The sequence below is a fragment of the Paenibacillus sp. J22P165 genome (assembly GCF_059692015.1).
Genome location: NZ_JCAUAP010000001.1, coordinates 184,986 through 206,831 on the forward strand (window position 1 = coordinate 184,986; position 21,846 = coordinate 206,831).

Genomic DNA, 21,846 nt, shown 5'->3' on the forward strand with positions numbered 1-21,846 from the left:
CGAATTTTTACTTTTTAGTACTTTAAAGCAGGCGTCTAACAAAGTCCAGTGAAAACGAGGGAAGAAAGGTTGCAAAACATGACTATTAAAGGATTACCTCCCAAACAGGGATTGTACGATCCGAGGAATGAGCATGATGCCTGTGGGATTGGCTTTGTTGCCAATATTAAGGGTGTCAAATCACACGCCATCGTTAAGCAAGCGCTTCGTGTACTTTGCAATTTGGATCATCGTGGTGGGCAAGGTTGTGAGCAGAATACGGGAGATGGAGCTGGCATTTTGATGCAGATTCCAGATACGTATTTCCAATCAGCTTGTGAAAAAGAAAACATTAAATTACCATGCGCTGGTAATTATGGTGTGGGTATGGTGTATTTGCCTCAGGAATTAGAAGCACGTCAAGCGTGCGAAAGTACAATTGAGCGAATAGTCAAACAAGAAGGTCAACAGTTCCTTGGCTGGAGAACGGTTCCAACAAATAACAGTTCATTGGGAGATTCTGCGAAATCAGCGGAGCCATATGTTCGTCAGGTATTTATCGGCCAAAGCGCGGATACGGTAACGAATCTTGATTTTGAGCGCAAGCTTTATATTATTCGCAAATTATCTGAAAACGCTATCAAAATATCTCATGCGGAATCGCAATTTTACTATTCTAGCTTGTCTAGCAGAACGATTGTATATAAAGGGATGTTAACACCCGAACAAGTGGATGCCTATTACGTGGAATTGCAAGACGAAAAGGTAGACTCTGCTTTAGCGCTTGTTCACTCGCGCTTTAGTACGAACACCTTCCCGAGCTGGGAACGTGCACATCCATATCGCTATCTCATCCACAATGGTGAGATCAATACGCTTCGCGGTAACGTCAACTGGATGCACGCGCGTCAAGCGATGTGTGATTCGGAGTTATTTGGCGAAGATTTTGGGCGCATTCTTCCTGTTATTGATACGGATGGTTCCGATTCGCAAATGTTCGATAATACACTAGAGTTTCTGATGCTTTCAGGTCGCTCCTTGCCGCATGCTGCAATGATGATGGTGCCAGAGCCATGGTCCAAGCATGAAGGTATGGATGATGATAAGAAAGCATTCTACGAGTATCACAGCACCTTGATGGAGCCATGGGATGGCCCTGCTGCGATTGCATTCACAGATGGCAGTCAAATCGGAGCGATTCTGGATCGCAATGGCTTGCGTCCGTCACGTTACTATGTCACGACAGACGACTTAATCGTACTTGCTTCTGAAGTAGGCGTGCTGGATATCGAGCCTGAGCGCATTTTGTACAAAGACCGTCTAAGACCAGGACGTATGCTGCTTGTAGATACGGTAGAAGGCCGCATCGTGACCGACGAAGAAATCAAGAGCGGCATCGCTAGCGAACAGCCGTATCGGGATTGGTTGAATGAGCATCTCGTTTCCTTAGAGGATTTGGAAGATGCGCCAATTGTACTTGGCTCTGACCATGACACGATTCTTCAGCGTCAGCAAGCTTTTGGTTATACCTTCGAACAACTGCGTAAGACCCTTGAGCCTATGGGCAAAACAGGTGTGGATCCGATCGGTTCGATGGGTACGGATGCGCCGCTTGCTGTGCTTTCAGACCGCCCGCAGCTCCTGTATAACTATTTCAAACAATTGTTCGCGCAAGTAACGAACCCGCCAATTGATGCGAACTTCGAAGAAATCATTACCGCGCAAGGCACGACGATTGGACCTGAGCGTAATCTGATTAAGCCAGAGCCAGAGAGCTGCCGTCAAATTCGTTTGAAGTCGCCGTTCCTCTCCAATGAAGAATTGGCGAAGCTGCGTCATATTCAGCGCGACGGTTTCAAAACGGTCACGTTGTCGACGCTTTTCGAAGCATCTGCGGGTACAGCGGGGCTTGAAAGTGCGATGCAAGCGCTGTACACAGCAGCGGATCAAGCCATTGTCGACGGAGCCACGCTGCTCATCCTGTCTGACCGTGGTGTAGATCGTGTCAGTGCGCCGATTCCAGCCCTATTAGCTACGTCGGGCTTGCATCACCATCTGATTCGTCAAGGGACACGTACGAAAGTCAGCTTGCTTGTCGAGTCTGGTGAGCCGCGTGAAGTGCACCATTTTGCCTTATTGCTTGGCTATGGTGCAGGCGCGATTAACCCTTATCTAGCACTGGAAACGTTAGATGACATGATTCAACGTAAGCAGTTAGTTGGCGTTGATCACGAGAAAGCGATCTATAACTACATCAAAGCGGTCACGAAGGGTGTCGTCAAAGTGTTAGCGAAAATGGGGATTTCCACCATTCAGAGCTATCGCGGGGCGCAAATTTTCGAAGCGATCGGCTTGAGCCAAGAGCTGGTGGACAGCTATTTCACTTGGACGTACACACCGGTTGGTGGTATCGGCATCGAAATGGTAGCGAAGGAAGCTTTGATGCGTCACAGCCGTGCGTTCTCTGAGCAAGAGGGACGCGATCGCGTACTGGATACAGGCGGCGACTTGCAATGGCGTCGAGACGGAGAAGATCACATTTATACCCCGGAAACTGTGCATGCGTTGCAATCTGCCGTACGTAGTAATAACTACGGCATGTATAAGAATTTTTCTAAGCTCGTCAAACGTGAAGACGAGAAATATATGGCTTTGCGCGGATTGCTGAGCTTCAAAGCAGGACGCACACCGATTCCGATCGAAGAGGTAGAGCCGATCGAATCGATCTTTAAGCGCTTCAAGACGGGAGCCATGTCCTACGGCTCCATCTCCAAAGAAGCGCACGAAACGATCGCGATTGCGATGAACCGCATCGGCGGCAAGAGCAATACCGGCGAAGGCGGGGAGCATCCGGAACGCTTCACACCGGATGCGAACGGCGATCTTCGCCGTAGCAGCATTAAGCAGGTGGCGTCCGGCCGCTTCGGCGTCACGAGCCATTATCTCGTCAATGCTGACGAGATTCAGATCAAGATGGCGCAGGGCGCGAAGCCCGGCGAAGGTGGTCAGCTTCCGGGAACCAAGGTGTACCCTTGGGTAGCCGAGGTTCGCGGTGTTACGCCAGGCGTAGGCTTGATTTCGCCGCCGCCGCATCATGATATTTATTCGATCGAGGATCTGGCAGAGCTGATCCACGATCTCAAGAATGCCAACCCACGGGCACGAATCAGCGTGAAGCTGGTATCCGAGGTGGGGGTTGGCACGATCGCTGCCGGCGTAGCCAAAGGGAAAGCGGACGTTGTCCTCATCTCCGGCTACGACGGAGGCACAGGCGCGTCACCGCAGACGAGTATTCGTCACGCGGGACTGCCGTGGGAGCTCGGTCTGGCGGAGACGCACCAGACACTCGTGCTGAACAACCTGCGCAGCCGTATCGTCGTCGAGACGGATGGCAAGCTGATGACTGGACGCGACGTTGTCGTAGCTGCCCTGCTCGGTGCCGAGGAGTTTGGCTTCGCAACAACGCCACTAATTACAATCGGCTGCGTGATGATGCGCGTCTGCCACTTGGACACTTGTCCGGTTGGGGTCGCTACGCAAAATCCGGAGCTTCGCAAGAAATTTGCTGGAGATCCGCAGCATGTGGTTAACTTCATGACCTTCATCGCGAACGATGTGCGTGAAATGATGGCAGAGCTTGGCTTTCGCACGATCGAGGAAATGGTTGGACGCACGGATATCCTGGAGTCCAAACCAGCGGTCGAACATTGGAAAGCCAAAGGCGTCGATCTTTCGCCACTCTTGCATCAACCGGATATGGGCGAAGAAGTCGGTCGTTTCTGCTCAATGGCGCAGGATCACGGCTTAGATCGCTCGCTGGATATGACGAAGCTGCTTGAGATTTGTGAGCCAGCGATTGAGCGCAAAGAGCATGTACACGCAATTCTACCAATTACGAACGTGAACCGTGTTGTTGGAACGATCGTGGGCAGTGAAGTGACACGCCGTCATGGTGTGGAAGGCTTGCCGCACGATACGATTCGACTTCACTTTGAAGGATCAGCAGGTCAAAGCTTTGGTGCTTTCGTACCGAAGGGGATCACACTCTCCCTCGAAGGAGATGCCAATGACTACGTTGGAAAAGGATTGTCCGGCGGTAAGCTGGCCATTTTCCCATCGAGTAAGTCCTCTTTTGTACCGGAAGAGAACGTGATTATTGGAAATACAGCCTTCTACGGCGCAACCGATGGGGATGCTTATATCCGTGGTATCGCGGGCGAGCGCTTCTGCGTTAGAAACAGTGGTGTACGTGCTGTCGTTGAGGGTGTTGGCGATCACGGTTGTGAGTACATGACAGGTGGCCGTGTTGTAGTTCTGGGTCAAACGGGACGTAACTTCGCAGCTGGGATGTCAGGCGGTATCGCTTACGTCTTGGATGTGAACGGTGATTTCCAAAGTAAAGTGAATAAAGAGATGGTTTACCTTGAACAGCTGGAAGAAACGTATGAGATGAATGAGTTGAAAACGATGATCCAGCATCATGCCACATTTACGGATAGCAGCGTTGCCCACCAAGTTATTCAGCACTGGGATGAGTACGTTTGGAAGTTCGTGAAGGTTATACCGAAGGACTACAAACGTATGTTTGATGCCATCGAAAAGGTGAAACGCTCCGGTCTAAGCCAACAAGAAGCGGTCATGGTTGCTTTCGAGGCGAATATGAGAGATGTTTCCCGTGTCGGTGGAAATTAACGAAACTCAGGAGGGATTAAACGTAAATGGGTAAACCAACCGGTTTTATAGAACATGCTCGTGAAGTGGCATCCGAAGCATCTCCTCTGGTCCGAATCGGCCATTGGAAAGAGTTTGCGACACCACTTACGCAAGATAAATTACAGACGCAAGGCTCCCGTTGTATGGATTGCGGGATTCCTTTCTGCCACACAGGGGCATTAATCAGCGGTATGGCCGCTGGTTGCCCAGTGAATAACCTCATTCCCGAGTGGAATGATCTCGTGTATCGCGGTCAATGGCGTGAAGCTTTGGATCGTCTGCACAAAACGAATAATTTCCCGGAATTTACGGGGCGTGTTTGTCCAGCGCCTTGTGAAGGCTCTTGTACAGTAGGCTTGAAGGATACACCGGTTACGATCAAAGCAATTGAGAAAGCGATCATCGACAAAGGCTTCGATGAGGGCTGGATCAAGCCTGAACCACCGGAAACGCGCACAGGGAAAAAGGTTGCGGTTGTTGGATCAGGTCCTTCCGGGCTTGCGGCAGCAGCGCAGCTGAACAAAGCTGGGCATTGGGTTACGGTTTTTGAACGGGCCGACCGTGTTGGCGGCTTGCTGATGTACGGTATCCCGAACATGAAGCTGGACAAAAAGTATGTCCAGCGTCGTGTAGATCTGCTTGAAGCGGAAGGCGTAGCTTTCATCACTGGCGCTCACGTCGGTGTGAACTATCCGATTGAGAAGCTGCAAGAGGAATTCGATGCGATCGTCCTGTGCGGCGGAGCTACGAAGGGCCGCGATCTTCCAATCGAGGGTCGTGAGCTCGGCGGTGTACATCTAGCGATGGAATTCCTGAGCAAGAATACGAAGAGCTTGCTCGATTCCGAGCATGCAGATCGTGAATTCATCTCCGCTGAAGGCAAAGATGTTATCGTCATCGGTGGTGGTGACACGGGAACGGACTGCGTGGGTACGTCCATTCGTCACAAATGTAAGAGCGTGACGCAGTTCGAGATTATGCCGAAGTCACCGGAAACACGTCCAGCGAACAACCCATGGCCGGAATGGCCGAAGGTGTTGAAAGTGGACTACGGTCAACAGGAGGTAGCTGCGCTTCAGGGCGAAGATCCGCGGACGTACTTGATCAACACGAAGAAATTCGTGGGGGATGAGAACGGCAACTTGAAGGAGCTGCATACAATTCTAATTGAGTGGCAAAAGAACGAGAAGGGTGCTTTCGTACCTGTTGAAGTACCTGGCAGCGAGAAGGTTTACCCAGCGCAGCTCGTGTTGATTGCGATGGGCTTCACAGGACCAGAAAACACCGTGTTGGATCAGCTTGGCGTTGCCAAAGACGAGCGCTCTAACGCGAAAGCGGACTACGGGAAGTTTGCAACGAACGTTGACGGCGTTTTCGCTGCTGGCGACATGCGTCGTGGTCAAAGTCTCGTGGTTTGGGCGATCAACGAAGGTCGCGCAGTAGCGCGTGAAGTGGACCGTTTCTTGATGGGATCGTCGAATTTACCATAAGAACCGTAGTGGACTGCTTGCAGGTAGAGATTCTACTTGCAGGCAGTTTTTTATTGTTAATGCATGCTGGGAAAGGGTTGTGACACCCATGCGCGCTAGCGTAAGTCGAAAAAATCGACTTACAGACCCGCCAAAGCCAAGCCGCTCCAGACTAGTCCACCCAATAGGACTATATAAACGTGAACATTTCTTCATTCTCATGTACAATAAGAGAAAGTGTAGTCCAAGTAGGGACACCAAGATGTACGGAATGGAGGAAAGCACATGAAGAAGGAAGAATTCATAACACCGGCGGAAATAGAGGCCTTACTAGCAGGGAATGAAGAGAGTGAGCAAGATGAGCCGCTCAAGGGGCAAGATCTGATTTCTTTGCAAAAGGCTGTTATGCTTCTTTCTAAGCAGGTAGAAGAGCTTCAGGCACAACTTCATGAGCAGTTTGAACTCCAGAATAGACAGCAAGAGCAATTTCTCCGACTATGCAGGCACCAACTCGAGAACAAACTGCATGAGCAGTTGGTTAATACCATCGTTGTGCATCAACATGCGGCAAATCAAGAAGACCAGATGGAGTTGCAGCAAGCTGCGATGACTTGGGAAGAAGCCAGCCCCCAGAAGGAAGCGTTGGCGGACACCACTGTGGCAGATACGCAGCTACCCTTCTCTAGAGTAAAGAGCTACGGCAAGATTCGCAAAAGAAAAAAGGGCTTTCTCGAAAAGCTATTTGAATAGCATGCACAAAGACCGCTTCTTCATTATGAAGAGCGGTTTTTGTTTTCCCGTGGCTGTTTAAGCGGATAGAAAAGGCTGTTACCGGTGTAAATTTAGCACATGAGTAGATCGTTTCAGTTAAGTGTGCAATTAGGGCAGGAAGGATCAGTTGGAGTAGCTAAGTTTTGGAGCAACTCACAGAATACCTTCATCATGCGCTTTCTTCGATGCTTGAACGCGGTCGCGAACATCCATTTTTGAATAAATATTGGAGATGTAGTTCTTCACGGTACCTTCAGATAAGAAAAGTTTCTCGGCGATCTCACGGTTGTTGAGCCCATCGGCGATACTATGGAGCACTTGCAATTCACGTTCGCTAAGCCCGTAAGTCTCTGCACGAACAGTCTCTTCTTTTCCTTCAGAGGAAGTCCCGCTTCCGCCGTCACGTGCTTGCTGAACGAGCATTTTGGCAATGTCATGCGGAATTAATGTACCGCCTTGATGAACCCATTTGATTCCCGTGGCTAACTCTTTGGGATGAATAGCTTTGAGCAAATAGCCTTCAGCCCCTGCACTAAGTGCGTCTACAACGTAACCAATTTCCTGAAAAGTGGTCAAAATAACGACGCGGATGTGCGGCCAGGCGATTTTGATTTGGCGTGTCGCCTCAACGCCATCCATGATTGGCATGTGAATGTCCATCAGTACGACATCGGGCTGTGCCTCTTTACATAGCTGGACAGCGACTTGGCCATTTTCGGCTAAACCGACGACCTCAATATCGGGGTCCATACCCAAGACGATGTGTAAGCTTTCACGTATTAGATCCTGATCATCGACCAGGAGCAATTTGAGCGGGGCTTGATTGACGGTCATAGGGAATCCTCCTTACAGGGATTAAAAGGTTGGAAATCGTTTTACGGGAATGAAACAATGAACCACGGTTCCTTGCTCGGGTAAGGAGCGTACCTGCAGGGTGCCTTGCAGCGCAGATATCCGCTCTTGCATCGCAGTAATGCCGAAGCCCATTTTCAATTGATCGGTACCGATGCCATCATCTTCGATGCGAAGGGAGACTTGGTCTTCGGCATAAGTGAGCACAATCTCAATGGAGGTTGCTTTCCCGTGGCGTTTGGCATTCGTCAATGATTCCTGCAGACAGCGAACGAGTGAAAGCTTGGTTTGTTCAGGGATCTCGAATTCATCGCTAACCGTTGTGAAATGAATCTGTGTGCCCGTGTGCAGCGCAAACTCATTTGCTAGACGGGATAGCTGCTGGGAAAGCAGCATATCTCCCTCTTGAGGGACCATCTGATGAATGCTGCGGCGCACTTCCTCTAGTCCGCCTCTAGTCACATTCCGTAGGACGTCGAGCTTCTGCTTCGCTTTTTCTGGTGAAACTTCGATGAGATAGGAGACGGCGTCCATCCCCATAATAACGGAAGTAAACGTATGCCCAACCGTATCGTGAAGCTCACGTGCCATCCGATTGCGTTCTTCCATTAAAGTGAGCTGTTCGATCTGATTCGCATACTGTTCTAGTACGTTATTTTGCTCATGAATCAAATGATACTGACGTTGGTTCTCCCCTAGCAGCTTTTCCGTCTTCTCGTTGGAAGTAACGGCACGTTGCAAGCTAAGTCCAATTGCGAAGAAGAGGACGGCATTGAGGATTACACTGAATAGTTGCCCGACACCCGTGTCGCTGTGGAGCAGGAAAAAGTAAGTGACAGGCATCCCCAGCATGAAGATAGGGGCGGTCCACCAAGCATTTTTTCGGTCAGCGAGGAATCCAATGACCATAATTGGGCAATTAATGGTAAGTAGGGCATCTTGCTCCATCCAAGCTAAGTAAATTTGCAGGGGGATCCCTGTCAGCAGAACGGCAATAGGGTACCCTGTCGAATGGATATAGTGGGGTCGCCAGAATAAAAATGGAGCCCCATAGGATAGCAAAATAGCCAATATGGTTAATAGGAAGTGGGAGAATGGTTGCTCATAGATGTGAAGGCAGCTATAAAGTAAACCAAGCAGTGCAGCACCTGTTAAGACGATGAACAGGGACCATTCTACACCGTGCCACGGTCTTCGTTGGATCATAGATGAGCTCCTTTACTGGCAGGTCTTATCTTTCCATTGTACATAAAAAAAGGAAAAAGCCATAGTGAACGCAGTCATATGATTCTGTATGACCGCAATCCGCGCTGCTTACCAGAAGGGTTCGACTGAGATTTTTTGACTAGGCATGACAAAAGAAGTAAGGTAGGATTGGATTATATTGGATTTAGAAGAGAGGAGATGTCGAATGTCAGCATCACAAGAGGCTCTTACACCCATCGTACAGGTGGATCAAATTTCCAAACGCATTGGTTCCAAAACCATTATTGATAAGTTAAGCTTCGATGTACCACGCGGCGAAGTTTTTGGGTTTCTCGGGCCGAACGGCGCGGGTAAAACGACAACAATCCGCATGATGGTCGGCCTCATGTCGATCTCGGAGGGGGATATACGCATTGGCGGTTATTCCATTCGGACTCATTTTGAGCAAGCTATTCGCCATATTGGCGCGATTGTAGAAAATCCGGAAATGTACAAATTTCTAAGTGGTTATAAAAATTTAGTGCATTATGCCCGGATGATTCCAGGTATTGACGAGAATCGGATTGAGGAGGTCATTGATCTTGTCGGAATGTCGAATCGTATCCATGACAAGGTCAAAACGTACTCCCTGGGAATGCGTCAACGACTAGGCATCGCGCAAGCGTTGCTGCATAAGCCGTCCGTTCTGATACTGGACGAGCCTACCAATGGATTGGATCCTGCAGGGATACGTGAACTTCGCGATCATTTGCGAAAGCTAACCCGTGACGAAGGGATTTCAGTTATCGTTTCCTCTCACCTATTGGCAGAAATGGAGCTCATGTGTGACCGCGTAGCCATTATCCAAAATGGCAAATTAGTGGATGTTCGACTTATCAAGGAATATGTCCAGGAGGATGGCAAGCAGCGGGTCGTCTTCGAAGTAGAAACGGTTGAGCAAGCAGTGAAGCTAGCCTCGGAACAAAGCATGCAAGTAGAAGTCGTTGACAATGAACTTGTCATGGATCTCGACAAACAAGAAACGGCCGAGTGGAATAGGCGATTCGTTGAGGCTGGTATTGCTGTATATGGCATTCGCAAAACGGCGAAATCGCTGGAAGATCAATTTTTGGAAATGACGGGAAGTGATCCTATTGCTTAATCTCATCAAGAATGAGCATATGAAAATTTATAGTCGGCTTCGAACATGGATTCTCATGATTTTACTCATTGTGATTGTCGTACTGACAGGCGTGTTAACACATTCAGATAATCAACAAGATGATAGTTGGAAGACTAGAGCAGCAGAAACCGTCGAACATAATAAGACAGAACTTGCGAGTCCGGATATTCCAGATAGTTTTAAGAAGCAAATGCGTGAAGAAAGTGCACGTCAGCAATATATGCTGGACCATGATTACCCGCCTATTGATAACACGTTATGGGGTGGCATGATCACTGCTTCTAGTTTGGTTATTCTGGTCACGCTATTCACGGTTATTATCGCAGGAGATATGGTGGCAGGGGAATTTACGTGGGGAACCATCAAGCTGCTGCTCATTCGGCCAGCTAGTCGATCCAAAATCTTATTGTCGAAGTATCTGACAACCTTACTTTTTGCAGCTACGCTTCTGGTTCTCTTGTTCATCACGGCCTTGATCGTGTACGGCTTCTCGTATGGCTTTGAGCGACTGAGCCTTCCACATCTAACTGTCAATGCCGCAGGGCAGGTACAGGAGAAAAACATGCTGCTTTACGTGTTTGCAACCTATGGGTTTAAATTAATCGAGCTTGTGATGATTGTTACACTGGCTTTTATGATTTCGACCGTGTTTCGCAGCGCTTCCCTTGCGATCGGACTCAGCATTTTCATCATGTTTGCTGGCCAAGTGATTACTTTACTGTTTCTACGGTATTCGTGGGGCAAATACTTCCTATTCGCGAATACAGATCTTACTCCCTATCTGGAGGATAGGCCGTTAGCAGAGGGAATGACGATGGGCTTCTCGATCACCATGCTTGTCCTCTACTTCTTACTATTCAATGTACTTTCCTGGGAAATATTCCGCAGACGCGATGTCGCCGCTTAACAACAAAAGAACGATCCTTCCGGTTCAGCTTTCACCGGGGGATCGTTCTTTTTATTTCTGAATATACTTTTGTATCGCCTCAGGCACTTCCAAAAGAGAGGGCAGTTGGTAAAACGCGCCTTGTGGAGTGACATCAATCGTCCCGTTGTTAAATACCCAATCATCCGCAACAGGGATGTGAATCGCATGGATACCCGCATGCAGTGCTGGCAGAACATCGGTCGTGACCGAGTTTCCGATCATCCAAGTGTGCTGGCGATCAAAGCGCTGCTCGTGCACGAGCGTATTCATAAACTCGCGTGTCTTATGAACGGTAACGAAGATGCGATCCTGGAAAAACGCGTCGAGGCCAACATCCTTGATTTTCTTCATCTGGATGGACACATCGCCACCTGTGTAAAGATATAGACGATGGCCCGCTTGTTGAAGGTTCTGCAGGGTCTCATTCATCAGGGGATAAGGTTCAACCGTATAACTATAGACGGTATGACCGAGCTGCATGAGCCAGTCCACTTCTTTGGCGCTGACAGGGCGGTTGTAATGCTGTGCGAACCAATGGTACGTTTCCACAAAAGATTGTGGAAAACGCTCTGGCATAAAGCCGTGAATTTGGATACCAGCAAGGTCGATTTGTAACTGTTTTTGCTTAATGTCCTGCTTAGTTAGTCGATGACCAGCATACCAGGTTAACATCAGATCAACGAATTGATCGATAACAAAGTCAAAATATTTATTGCAATGAACTAACGTGTCATCTAGATCAAATAGGATGGATTGTTCTCTCATAGTTTGCGTTCTCCTACATCAGTTAGAAAATGAGTTTCCAACTAGTATATCATGCGGGAAGCTTCAATCCTAGCCGTCAGGACGTTACATGGCCACCGTATTGCCTTTGTACATATTTTCAGGTGCAGCAACGGGTCTATTTCCAGTCTCAGGTTCGTTGTTTGGTACAGGTGCAGGTACGGTAGATTTCGTTTCCATTTTACTGCTGCCTTGGAAGACGCCGCCTTCCTCGATGATGAATGAAGCTGCGCTAATATTGCCATGCAAGGAGCCAGTGGAAGTGATGGTTAGTTTACCTTTAGTTGTAATATTTCCTTGCACGCTTCCAGCCAAAACGACATCCCGCGCTGCGATATTGGATTTTACAATCCCATGTTCGCCAATAATGACATCACCAGCGCAATCGATATCTCCTGTAATTCCACCTTCAATGCGAATGCTCGCCTCTGATTTAATGCGGCCTTCAAAGCTAGTTCCCTCACCTATCAGTGTATCGGTTGTATTAGGATTCATGAGGTTTTTTGTTTTTTTAAACATGTTAGTTGTCATCCTTTCGAAGCGATTTAAGATAAGGTTTGGGATCAATACTTTCGCCGTTTTTGAGTACTTCATAGTGGAGATGTGCGCCTGTGCTTCGGCCTGTAGATCCGACTAAACCAATGGTGCCGCCTTTTTCTACAGAATCTCCTTTGTTCACTAAAATTTTATTTAAATGCATATACCAGGTGCGCAAGCCCTTGGAATGCTCGATCACAATGTTGTTGCCATGGTAAATGTCCTTACCTGTACTGACAACTTTACCAGCCGCAGTTGCATAAACAGGGTCATTCTCGTGAGCGCCGAAATCAATGCCGGAATGATAGCTCGGTATTTTGGTAAAAGGATCGGATCTGTAGCCAAAGGGGGAGGTTACCACCTTCGTACTTGTTGGCCATAGCGTTGGCGTTATACGAAGCTGCTCTTGTTTATCGGCTACTTTCTGCTTCGTTACTGTCAAATTGGTTTGCAAAGTCTGAACTTCGCCATTCAGTGCCGTGAAAGAGGCTAATGTATCTTGACCCAGCTTAAGAATGAGTTCTTGTGAGACAGGGTTTGGGCTTCCTCCGACACCCGTTGAAGCAGTAGATTCACCAATGGTAGGCTGATTGGCATCTTTCTTCGCCTTTTCTGTCGTCGAGGTGCTTGCAAGTGCCTTGTTTCCGGGTTCTGGATCAATGCCAGCGATGGATTTGAGATCACTCTCGAGCTTCTTTACTTCTTCGACCTGTGTTTTCATCTGTTCAGCTTGCTGGGACAGTTGAATCACTTCATTTTGCAATTGTTCGATGGCTTCATCTTTGGAAGATAGGGCTTTACTCCATTGCTGGTTAGCACCGCTAAGCTTCGACTGTAAATCACTTGCCTGTTTCAAGGTATGTGCGTGTACAAAATAAATCGATATGGAAATCAGCATTAGCAAGGAAAAGCATGCTGCTGCGATATAGGCTACTAAATGAGATATGCGAAACCTGACGACTGATTGATTAGCGTCTGGTATGATAACCAGTGTCAGTTTTTTTGGTTTCCACTTAAGCTTCATAAGGACTAAGTTATCTCCTGTCATGGTTGAATTTGGTAAAGTAAAGTTCTGTACATCATTCGTCATATTTTGCTAAAAACCTGCCTTCTTACCTATCAGTCCTAGTAAAATGAGTCTAAAGTAGGAAGGAATCCTGTCGTATGTGATCGAATGTTACTAATACAATTACAGAAAGCTGTAGATTTGGAGTGGAGGCACACATGATTAAGCTTGCAGGTATTGACATAGGGAACGATAGTATTAAGCTGGTGCTAGATGGGTCCAGAGAACCACTGGTGATACCGAATATCATTGCGCCGGGCTACGAAAGACACATTTTGCAGGAAGAAGATTCACCTTGGAAAGCATTGGATGTTGTCATCTACAGTCCGAGCCTTTCACAGAGGAATCAACGTTATTTCGTAGGGCAGCTTGCCTTGGAGCACGAGGATAACTTAGAGCTTGAAGATACGGATAATAAAGCGCTATCGGATCAATCCCTCATTGTTGCACTGACTGCACTTGCTTATCAGGGGCTCACGAACCAAGCGGCCAATCCTGGCTACGGCAACGTTGACGAAGTTGAATATACATTAGGCACGGGTTTACCCGTTCGTGCATTCCCCAAATATAGTCAGACCTTCGAACATCGCCTGCTGGGTGAGCACGAAGTGACGTTTCTTTCCACACCGCAATTCCATAATCGCAAAATCAAAGTTTCAATTCGCAAAGTTGCTGTCTCCATTGAAGGTGCTGCGGCTATGTTTCACATGGCGACACACGACAGCCTGCAAGTGAAGGACGAAGAAATATACAACGGCTGCATAGGTGTTTGCGAAATCGGTGCATTGACGACAGACTTCCCTGTTATCAAACGTATGGCGATAGATAACCATTTCAGCCATGGGGAGCAAATTGGAATCGCTACGTATTTGGATGCCATCATTCGGGATGTTGAAGATGCCTATGGTCATTTGTTCCCGAGTCGTGCAAAGCTAGCGCAAAGGGTGAAGAATCGTCAGTTTACGATTCAGCTTCCTGGAGAAGGCCAAGTAGATATTCGGCCGATCGTTGATCAGCATTTCCGTCGCGCAGCTGTACGCATGGTAGAAATGATCAAGAAGCGCTGGCGTAAATGCCCGGATATTAAATGCTTTTACGTAATTGGCGGCGGTGCAACTGCACTAAAACCGTATATCCAAGACGCGGCAGGGGCTATGAAATTGCGTTTCACTAATGATAGTGAGTACCTCAATGTACACGGCTATTTGAAGGTCGCAAAAAGCCGTATGAATCATTCCGTTCCTGTTTAATCTATACAAGGCACTCGCTGAAGCGGGTGCTTTTTTCATTTTTGAACGATAAGCATTCCTCCACATCTCATTTCACAAAAGCAGCTCGCGCTAGTTACTTGCTTCCGCTTGTTTCAGCTTCGTGGTTTCCATATAAGTGGTCAGTGTCGTCAGGAGTAGACTACTGCCGAATCCAATCGCGCAAATTGTACCAATCAATGGAGATTTTCCGCCAAACATGAGCCCAATCATAATAAATGCAACACAAATGGCCAGCAATAGATTCCCGCCCTGCAACCAATGGGAATAGGTTAGACGTTGGCTGAGCTTACCTGAATTTTGTTCAGGATCCTGCTTAGCATGAGTGCCACCTGAGGAGGAACGGGTAGGAAGTGCATTTGGGTTTTTCCGCCTCTTTCGAATACCTACGATAAGGAGAAGTACCATGGTGAAAGGTTGGTAGGCCAGAACAATGACAGGTGAGCTAAAGTTGGAAAAGGAGAGCAGCTCGGTCGTGCTTTTAAAGGAAAGGCAAGTCGTTAGAGCCAACATAAGCCCGATAGGCTTATTAATCATTGGATAATTTCGCTCATTGAATATGGAGCTAATGCCAATCAGGAGTGCCAAGTAAATCGCGATGATTTTACAAGCTTCCGTCGGATACCAGATCATGAGCATGACGAGATCGAGTCGATCTAGAAAGTCCGTAATATGAATCGTCTGGACCAAGTTAAAAGTGGGATAGGAGAAATTGGCAGGCATTCTAGGTCCGAGTACGGCAATTATGGTGAATAAAATAAGGGTAAGTAGAAAAAAACCAAGCAAAGAGCCATGTCGAATAGCAGATCGCACGTGATTGGAATTGTAAATCGTATGAAGAAAAGCACCTAGAATGAACACATCACCAGCACTTCCAAGTGTCAGAATCGAACTAGCTGTCCAGTGCTGAAGCGGCATCGTTAAGACCGGTGTAGTAAGCCGTAAAAAGAATTCATTCGATAGGAGCAACGGCATTATGGTAATGGTAACCACGAATAGCGGGTAGAAGAGATCGTTTACACGTGCAATGACCTCTAGGCTTGTTTTGCCGAAATAAATAAGTAATAAGCAGGTTAGTAAAAATAAAATTTCCAAAGGTGTTGAAGGTAGCAAAAGTGTTGAACTAAATCTAGAGACGGAGGAAATATCACGGACAACAATCTGCCAAAAATGAAACAATATGATTAGGTTTAGACAAGTACCTATCCATTGACCTAATACTTCTTTGGATATTTCGAAAATGTTCTTTTGCGGATAAAGTTTGGCTATAAAGCCAAAGAAGCCAGCTATGAGGAACACATAGATAATGGAAAGTAAATAGCTGAACCAAGCATCCATTTGATTGATACGAATCAACTCATTTTGCAAGGTGAGGATGCCTCCACTGGTGACAATGGAAGAAGCTAGCCACGAGAGCTGACGTTGGTTAATGACTTGCTTACTATCCATGAGGAAGACCACCTTTCTGCTTAGATGCCAAGAACTCGGATGAGCCAAGGAGAAACATGTTGCACAAAGAAATAGGGAGGCATCGGGATGTGAACGTGAAAATATTTTGCGACCAGAAGAACAAGGATGATACCAACGGCAAGACCATAGGTTATTTGATATCCTGCTTTCGCCTGCCGAAGCATTTTGCGATCCATAATAAAAAAGACGACCAGCATGCTGAGAAAGCTGATGATGAATATACCATCCATCTTTAAATGCCTCCTTTGGTCACGTTACGATTGATCACGCCAGTATCAGGAATAATGGCTTTGACCACAATATTGAATTCCGCTTTTTTAAAATATTGCTCCCAGTCCTTCCCGTATCGTTCGTTCCACTCCTGAGGATGAGTTCGCCAAACCATGAGTCCAAGCTGAGCTGAATCTGTGCCCTCTTTTTGCATTTGTTTAATCGTTGCTAACACGGATTGCTTGATTTGCTCTGCGAACTTCGTTTCTACGTGGTGAAGGTTTTCCGACTTGAATAAATCCTCATCAGACAAGTCTTCTCGTATGGCTCCACGAGCGTCGATGAGGACGTTGAACTGGACCTTATTATCGAGAAGTTTGGGGGTGATAGCTGTCTGGCCTCCAATAATGGCAATGGAAATATCCTTGCCTTCTTCCAAGGGGAATGTGATCTGCTGTTCTTTCACTTGATTTCGAAGCCACATAAGCCCGCTAGCTTCTTTCTTCTTATAGACGCCAACCATCTTATCCCCTTTGAATTGTACATAACCAGTCATTTGGATTTCCTGTGGGGACTCCTTTGCAGGATCGCCCACATGAGGTTGCATATAGCTCATGATAGGATCGCTGTTAAAGCTTAATGACAAACCCACATCCTTCATGGATGTAGGCATGGATTGACGTGATTTGGCCAGCTCTCGAATGGTTTCAGCAGGAAAGCGTTCGAATTTGGGTTCGGACTTCAAGAGGTCATAGCCCTTGCCTTTCGCAACGATAAGGAAGCAGGTCATCCGATTCTCGGGTGATCGTGGTAAGGCATCAAATATTGAATTAATGCCAGCCTTAGCGAGTTCCTCACCAATGACAATCGTTCTTCGATGTGAGAGGAATATTCGCCGTGACAACCGCATTTGAAGTCTGCTGACGGCATCGCGGAAGGTGTCCCCTACTTCGGAATCAATGTAATAGCTTTTTCCTCCAGCTGTTCCGCCGCCACCACCGCTTGCCCCGCCCATAGAACCTGGAAGCGGGAACATATACGTGACACGATATCTGCCGTCATCCTCTAAATCAACGGAAGACGTAACCACAAATGCGAGGTCATTCGTCTCCGTACGATCCCAACAGCCAGTAAGAAGCGTCGTGGAACATAGCAGGATGACGACCATTCTTAAACGCAGTTTAGGATGAATCATTGGATTGCTCCTCCTTACTGGCTTTGTGTACATGGTCTATATTGCTGCCATCCAAGCCTCCGGCTTTCCTGATTTGATCCGGTAAGGCATTATCCATGCTGATGTTATCTTGAATGGCCATAAATTCGGGCCGCTTCTGCATTTGCCACCAAGGCGCGCGGATCAGAACATCCCTAATATCCGTAGCAGATAAAGGGCCGATTGGTGATAAATAAGGAACACCGAAGGAACGAAGATTCGCCATGTGCCCGATCAGAAGCATTAAGGAGAAAAAGATACCATAGAATCCAAAAACAGCAGCAGCAATGAGAATGGGGAAGCGCAGCATCCGAATGGCAATCGCACCATTAAATCGTGGAATCGTGAAGGAAGCTATCCCTGTAATTGAAACGACAATGACCATAGGTGCTGAAACGATGCCGGCTTGAACCGCCGCCTGCCCAACGACGAGCGCGCCCAAGATGGAAACGGCTGAGCCAACTGCCTTAGGGAGTCGAATACCGGCCTCTCGCAAAGCCTCGAAAGTGATTTCCATAATGAAGGCCTCTACAACAGACGGGAAAGGGATTGCTTCCCGTGAGGCAGCGACGCTAAGCATTAAGGCTGTTGGTAGTAGTGCTTGATGGTACGTCGTTATGGCAACATAGAGTGCAGGTGTCGTCAAAGACAGAAACATGAAGACATAACGAAGCATACGTAAGAGCGAGCTAATCTGGAATCGTTCATAGTAATCTTCGCTTGTCTGCATAATTTGAATGAATACGAAGGGAACGATGAGTGCAAATGGGGTTCCGTCAGTGAGGATGGCAACCCGTCCCTGAAGTAAGGCGGAAGCAACTACGTCAGGACGCTCTGTATATTGCATTTGTGGAAAAGGCGAATAGGCGTCATCTTGAATGAGTTCTTCAATCATGCCTGATTCTAGAATGGCATCAATCTTGATTTGTTCTAGTCGTTTGACGACTTCTTCAATTAATGAAGGCATGGCTAAGTCATCCATGTAGCAAACGACAAGGTTCGTATTGCTTTGTTTGCCGACACACATGGATTTCATCTTGAGTTTAGGTGTTTTTAACTTGCGGCGAATCATGGAAGTGTTCGTCCTGATACTCTCGACGAAGCCTTCCTTCGGCCCGCGCACGACAGTTTCGGTCTCCGGTTCACCAACGGAACGCTTCTCTGTGCCACGGATGCCGAGCAGAATGGCCTTCGCGTTCCCCTCAACAAGCAGGGCAGCATCACCGCCTAAGACGGAAGTCAGCAAATCGCCATAATTATCGGAAATTTGTGTCTGAGACACAGGCAGAATAACATTCGCAATGCGTTCAATCGAGGTCTCTCCGCCACCAATCAGCATGAGGGATTTCATGGTATCGTTCAGTAGCTCTGTATTAGTTAGACCATCGACGAATAGAAGCAGGGCTGGGATATGCGGATCAATCTCGAATTCCCTAACAACGACATCGGAGCATTCCGTGAACATATCTTTGATAAATTTATGATTCTCATCTAGCAGCAGCGAGAGTTTCGTTTGTTTAAGGTCTTCGATAAATGGAATATCGAGCGCTTGCTCCAAAGTGGGAGGGGGAGGCCCTTCGCTTGATGGATGAGATTTCCGACTTTGCAAGATGCTTTTCATCAAATATTTCGGTGTTTTGGCCATAAGTGATAGGCACCTCCTGTTACGCTGAAGTGAAGAAATAAGAATGCGTAGATTATATTCTGCGAAATAGAAGGATTTTATTACGAAAGTTGGAAAAATTTATTGTGCGGGACTTATTGGAAAGAAAAGGTATAGCTCCGAAGTCCTTAGCAAAAGCTATCTCAGCATGAAGATGTAGGGACTGGAGATGGTGTTGTTGTTATGGGTCATGCTACTACTGTTGTTATTTATATTTCAGGCAGCTACGATTCTCATAGTTGAATATAAAAGGCCTGCGAAGTCAGTCGCATGGTTAAGTATCCTTTTTATTTTTCCAATAATTGGATTTATTATGTATGTCTTCATTGCAAGGGAATACGTTAGACGGAAGCAAGTTCATGTCCATGCCAGTCATACTGATGATAAACAAGAACACCAAGGCGCCACTTCTATAGTCGGCTCAGCCTCTCAAAAAGGTGTAGACAGCTTCTTGCCAGGTGAAGAGCGACTGCGAGATTGGCTGCGCCGTGTGCCTCATGCACCGATTACAGCATTGAATCATGTGGAAGTACTCACGAATGCAGATGTGACATACGAGGCGATGCTGAAGGAAATAAGTAAGGCACGACACCATATTCACTTCGAATTCTATACGATTCACGATGATGCGATAGGCTTGAGATTTCAACAAGCTTTGCTTGAGAAAGCGAAGGAAGGGGTAATGGTTAGGGTCATTTACGATGGCATTGGAAGTCATTCGCTTTCGAAGGCATACACGGACGCATTGAAGCGCGCGGGGATTGCTGTTCAGCCTTTCTTAAAGCCACTGATTGCGTTCTTTGATAAACGACTGAATTATCGCAACCATCGTAAAATTGTGGTTGTGGACGGCTTGGTAGGTTTCGTAGGGGGAATTAATATCGGTAATGAATACGTCGGTGGTGATCCGAAGCTTGGTTTCTGGCGAGATACCCACCTCATGCTGCAGGGGGATTCGGTCTATGATTTACAGAGAACCTTCCTGACAGATTGGTTCTTTGTCAGTGGGGAAAGCTTGGTTGGACATAGCTATTATCCATCTCATTCCGTGCAAGAATCGTCGTTCGTGCAAGTCATTTCTAGTGGTCCAGATACCAGATGGGATGCTATTCAAGAGATGTATTTCGCGGGTTTGATTGCTGCTAAGCATCGAATATGGATTACAACGCCTTATTTCATTCCTGATCCCGGCATCATAATGGCACTCAAATCAGCGGCGATCAGTGGTGTTGATGTGCGTATTATTCTCCCGTTCAAGGCGGACTCTCGCATCGTTCAATACGCTTCAAGGTCTTATTTGCAGGAATTGTTGCAGGTGGGGGTCCGATTCTACTTATACCGAAAAGGCTTTATTCATGCCAAAGTAATTATCGTAGATGACATCATGGCGACATCGGGGACGGCCAATGTGGATTTGCGAAGCTTTTTCAGTAACTTCGAGTTGAATGCGGTGATGTTTGATGAGAAGGTGATTCGCCGTTTGGAGAGTGACTTCGAGATGGATTTGAAGGAGTGTACGGAAGTTAGGTTGGACGAGTTTGAGAGGCGGTCGCGGAGTGAGAAAAGGAAGGAGATGATTGCGCGACTATTATCTCCTTTATTCTGAATAGAAAAGAGTAGTTCTGTAAAGAACTACTCTTTTAATTTTGCTAAAATAGCGTCTAAGTTTTGGGGTGATACACGGTCAATTAGGTCTCCGTAGGTTCGTAATCGATTCATGATTGTTAGTTGATTGAACTCGCGAGGGCTAGGATGAAGCTCGACCTCTTTCCAAAGTAAGGGCGTTGAAACGGTGGCATCCTTTTTGGCACGTGGCGTATAGGGAGCCGAGAGTGTCTTGCCATACCAATGCTGGAGATAGTCGATATAAATCTTATCACCGCGATTTTTCTTGAAACGCTCAATAGTAAACAGTTTTGGATGCATATTCACCGCATACGCCGCTATAAACTGCCCCACACGTCTTAGTTCTTCGAATGTATAGCCAGGCTGAATAGGGATGTAAATTTGCACACCTGTAGCACCAGAGGTTTTGGGAACCGACTGAATGCGCAGCGAATCGAGGACTTCACCGATAATGAGAGCGGCCTCCATGATGCGAGGTTCTTCCTCTAAGGTAGGGTCAATATCGATTAACCATTCCGCAGGCATTGTCTCCCCGATGTAATGGAAAGACGGATGAAATTCCAAGCATGTAAGATTCCCAAGCCACATGAGCGTAGATAAGGAATCTAAATTCACATAGTTAATACCGTCCAGAGGCGCAAGCTTAACGAAGCTGGGCACAGGATCGGGGGCATTTTTCTGATAAAATGACTTGTCATCGTACCCGTGTGGAAAGCGAATCGTCGTTAAATGACGATTACGACAGTAACGTAAGAGGTACGGAGAGAGCTCACTTAACTTCGTTAGATAATCCGCTTTCGTGATGCCTAGATCGGGCCATAGCGGTTTATTCGGATTCGTGATCGTTAACTCGTTGCCTTCTACGAGAAGCGTCGCTTTCTCTGCTTTGAACGCCATAGGCAGGGAACTCCTTCTGAGCTTGGTTGTATC

At 47.2% G+C, this 21,846-nt stretch carries 17 protein-coding genes; 7 read left to right on the top strand and 10 right to left on the bottom strand.

Annotation, left to right across the window (positions count from 1 at the left end; translation table 11 throughout):
• Window positions 1-78 precede the first annotated feature (78 nt).
• The 3 genes from gltB (at window position 79) to AC58QM_RS00840 (ending at window position 6,911) form a co-directional block, all read left to right on the top strand.
• Entirely contained in the window at window positions 79-4,671 is a 4,593-nt protein-coding gene (gene gltB / locus AC58QM_RS00830) for a glutamate synthase large subunit (RefSeq protein ID WP_497280564.1), read from the top strand.
• 26 nt (window positions 4,672-4,697) lie between these two features.
• A complete protein-coding gene (locus AC58QM_RS00835; protein ID WP_497280566.1) occupies window positions 4,698-6,182 on the top strand; it encodes a glutamate synthase subunit beta in 1,485 nt (494 codons plus the stop codon).
• A 264-nt stretch (window positions 6,183-6,446) separates the two neighbouring features.
• Complete coding sequence (locus AC58QM_RS00840) at window positions 6,447-6,911, top strand: hypothetical protein (protein ID WP_497280567.1); 465 nt, start codon at window positions 6,447-6,449, stop codon at window positions 6,909-6,911.
• Window positions 6,912-7,085: 174 nt separating this feature from the next.
• On the opposite strand, the gene AC58QM_RS00845 is transcribed toward AC58QM_RS00840, so the two are convergent.
• Both AC58QM_RS00845 and AC58QM_RS00850 read right to left on the bottom strand, forming a co-directional pair.
• Window positions 7,086-7,766 (bottom strand): response regulator transcription factor, encoded by a 681-nt coding sequence (locus AC58QM_RS00845; RefSeq protein WP_497280569.1) that lies wholly within the window; start codon window positions 7,764-7,766, stop codon window positions 7,086-7,088.
• A gap of 21 nt (window positions 7,767-7,787) precedes the next feature.
• Window positions 7,788-8,990 carry a sensor histidine kinase gene (locus tag AC58QM_RS00850; RefSeq protein ID WP_497280571.1) on the bottom strand — a complete coding sequence of 401 codons (1,203 nt, stop codon included), beginning with the start codon at window positions 8,988-8,990 and terminating at the stop codon, window positions 7,788-7,790.
• 205 nt (window positions 8,991-9,195) lie between these two features.
• On the opposite strand from AC58QM_RS00850, the gene AC58QM_RS00855 reads away from it, so the two are divergent.
• Together AC58QM_RS00855 and AC58QM_RS00860 are read left to right on the top strand one after the other, a co-directional pair.
• Window positions 9,196-10,131, top strand: coding sequence for an ABC transporter ATP-binding protein (locus tag AC58QM_RS00855; RefSeq protein WP_497280573.1), 936 nt, complete (start codon window positions 9,196-9,198; stop codon window positions 10,129-10,131).
• Entirely contained in the window at window positions 10,124-11,059 is a 936-nt protein-coding gene (locus AC58QM_RS00860) for an ABC transporter permease (protein ID WP_497280575.1), read from the top strand. Before AC58QM_RS00855 ends, AC58QM_RS00860 begins: the two co-directional genes overlap by 8 nt.
• A gap of 51 nt (window positions 11,060-11,110) precedes the next feature.
• On the opposite strand, the gene AC58QM_RS00865 is transcribed toward AC58QM_RS00860, so the two are convergent.
• The 3 genes from AC58QM_RS00865 to AC58QM_RS00875 form a co-directional block, all read right to left on the bottom strand.
• Entirely contained in the window at window positions 11,111-11,845 is a 735-nt protein-coding gene (locus tag AC58QM_RS00865; protein ID WP_497280577.1) for an HAD family hydrolase, read from the bottom strand.
• Window positions 11,846-11,929: 84 nt separating this feature from the next.
• A complete protein-coding gene (locus AC58QM_RS00870) occupies window positions 11,930-12,382 on the bottom strand; it encodes a bactofilin family protein (protein WP_497280579.1) in 453 nt (150 codons plus the stop codon).
• Window position 12,383: 1 nt separating this feature from the next.
• Window positions 12,384-13,424: a peptidoglycan DD-metalloendopeptidase family protein gene (locus AC58QM_RS00875; RefSeq protein ID WP_497280580.1), complete on the bottom strand. Its 1,041-nt coding sequence runs from the start codon at window positions 13,422-13,424 to the stop codon at window positions 12,384-12,386.
• 200 nt (window positions 13,425-13,624) lie between these two features.
• Here AC58QM_RS00875 and AC58QM_RS00880 point away from each other — a divergent pair, with 200 nt between their 5' ends.
• Window positions 13,625-14,716 carry a ParM/StbA family protein gene (locus AC58QM_RS00880; protein WP_497280582.1) on the top strand — a complete coding sequence of 364 codons (1,092 nt, stop codon included), beginning with the start codon at window positions 13,625-13,627 and terminating at the stop codon, window positions 14,714-14,716.
• Between the two features lie 90 nt (window positions 14,717-14,806).
• Here AC58QM_RS00880 and AC58QM_RS00885 read toward each other — a convergent pair whose 3' ends face one another.
• The 4 genes from AC58QM_RS00885 to AC58QM_RS00900 are packed head-to-tail and all read right to left on the bottom strand — an operon-like array spanning window position 14,807 to window position 19,272.
• Complete coding sequence (locus tag AC58QM_RS00885; RefSeq protein WP_497280584.1) at window positions 14,807-16,183, bottom strand: GerAB/ArcD/ProY family transporter; 1,377 nt, start codon at window positions 16,181-16,183, stop codon at window positions 14,807-14,809.
• Window positions 16,184-16,203: 20 nt separating this feature from the next.
• The gene (locus tag AC58QM_RS00890) at window positions 16,204-16,434 is read right to left on the bottom strand and encodes a hypothetical protein (protein WP_497280585.1); all 231 of its coding nucleotides are present in this window, start codon (window positions 16,432-16,434) and stop codon (window positions 16,204-16,206) included.
• Window positions 16,435-16,436: 2 nt separating this feature from the next.
• Window positions 16,437-17,609, bottom strand: a complete 1,173-nt coding sequence (locus tag AC58QM_RS00895) for a Ger(x)C family spore germination protein (protein WP_497280587.1) — start codon at window positions 17,607-17,609, stop codon at window positions 16,437-16,439.
• Window positions 17,596-19,272, bottom strand: coding sequence for a spore germination protein (locus AC58QM_RS00900; RefSeq protein ID WP_497280588.1), 1,677 nt, complete (start codon window positions 19,270-19,272; stop codon window positions 17,596-17,598). Before AC58QM_RS00900 ends, AC58QM_RS00895 begins: the two co-directional genes overlap by 14 nt.
• 196 nt (window positions 19,273-19,468) lie before the next feature.
• Between AC58QM_RS00900 and cls the strand changes: the two genes are divergently transcribed.
• Entirely contained in the window at window positions 19,469-20,896 is a 1,428-nt protein-coding gene (gene cls, locus AC58QM_RS00905; RefSeq protein WP_497280590.1) for a cardiolipin synthase, read from the top strand.
• Between the two features lie 26 nt (window positions 20,897-20,922).
• On the opposite strand, the gene ligD is transcribed toward cls, so the two are convergent.
• Window positions 20,923-21,813: a non-homologous end-joining DNA ligase gene (gene ligD / locus AC58QM_RS00910; RefSeq protein ID WP_497280591.1), complete on the bottom strand. Its 891-nt coding sequence runs from the start codon at window positions 21,811-21,813 to the stop codon at window positions 20,923-20,925.
• Between the last annotated feature and the right edge of the window lie 33 nt (window positions 21,814-21,846).

Excerpts from the sequence above, each read along its gene's own strand:
- gltB (WP_497280564.1), top strand. The coding sequence starts at position 79 with ATGACTATTAAAGGATTACCTCCCAAACAGGGATTGTACGATCCGAGG.
- AC58QM_RS00875 (WP_497280580.1), bottom strand. The coding sequence starts at position 13,424 with ATGAAGCTTAAGTGGAAACCAAAAAAACTGACACTGGTTATCATACCA.
- AC58QM_RS00845 (WP_497280569.1), bottom strand. The coding sequence starts at position 7,766 with ATGACCGTCAATCAAGCCCCGCTCAAATTGCTCCTGGTCGATGATCAG.
- AC58QM_RS00855 (WP_497280573.1), top strand. The coding sequence starts at position 9,196 with ATGTCAGCATCACAAGAGGCTCTTACACCCATCGTACAGGTGGATCAA.
- AC58QM_RS00895 (WP_497280587.1), bottom strand. The coding sequence starts at position 17,609 with ATGATTCATCCTAAACTGCGTTTAAGAATGGTCGTCATCCTGCTATGT.
- ligD (WP_497280591.1), bottom strand. The coding sequence starts at position 21,813 with ATGGCGTTCAAAGCAGAGAAAGCGACGCTTCTCGTAGAAGGCAACGAG.
- AC58QM_RS00880 (WP_497280582.1), top strand. The coding sequence starts at position 13,625 with ATGATTAAGCTTGCAGGTATTGACATAGGGAACGATAGTATTAAGCTG.
- AC58QM_RS00835 (WP_497280566.1), top strand. The coding sequence starts at position 4,698 with ATGGGTAAACCAACCGGTTTTATAGAACATGCTCGTGAAGTGGCATCC.
- AC58QM_RS00870 (WP_497280579.1), bottom strand. The coding sequence starts at position 12,382 with ATGTTTAAAAAAACAAAAAACCTCATGAATCCTAATACAACCGATACA.
- AC58QM_RS00885 (WP_497280584.1), bottom strand. The coding sequence starts at position 16,183 with ATGGATAGTAAGCAAGTCATTAACCAACGTCAGCTCTCGTGGCTAGCT.
- AC58QM_RS00865 (WP_497280577.1), bottom strand. The coding sequence starts at position 11,845 with ATGAGAGAACAATCCATCCTATTTGATCTAGATGACACGTTAGTTCAT.
- AC58QM_RS00840 (WP_497280567.1), top strand. The coding sequence starts at position 6,447 with ATGAAGAAGGAAGAATTCATAACACCGGCGGAAATAGAGGCCTTACTA.
- AC58QM_RS00850 (WP_497280571.1), bottom strand. The coding sequence starts at position 8,990 with ATGATCCAACGAAGACCGTGGCACGGTGTAGAATGGTCCCTGTTCATC.
- AC58QM_RS00900 (WP_497280588.1), bottom strand. The coding sequence starts at position 19,272 with ATGGCCAAAACACCGAAATATTTGATGAAAAGCATCTTGCAAAGTCGG.
- AC58QM_RS00890 (WP_497280585.1), bottom strand. The coding sequence starts at position 16,434 with ATGGATGGTATATTCATCATCAGCTTTCTCAGCATGCTGGTCGTCTTT.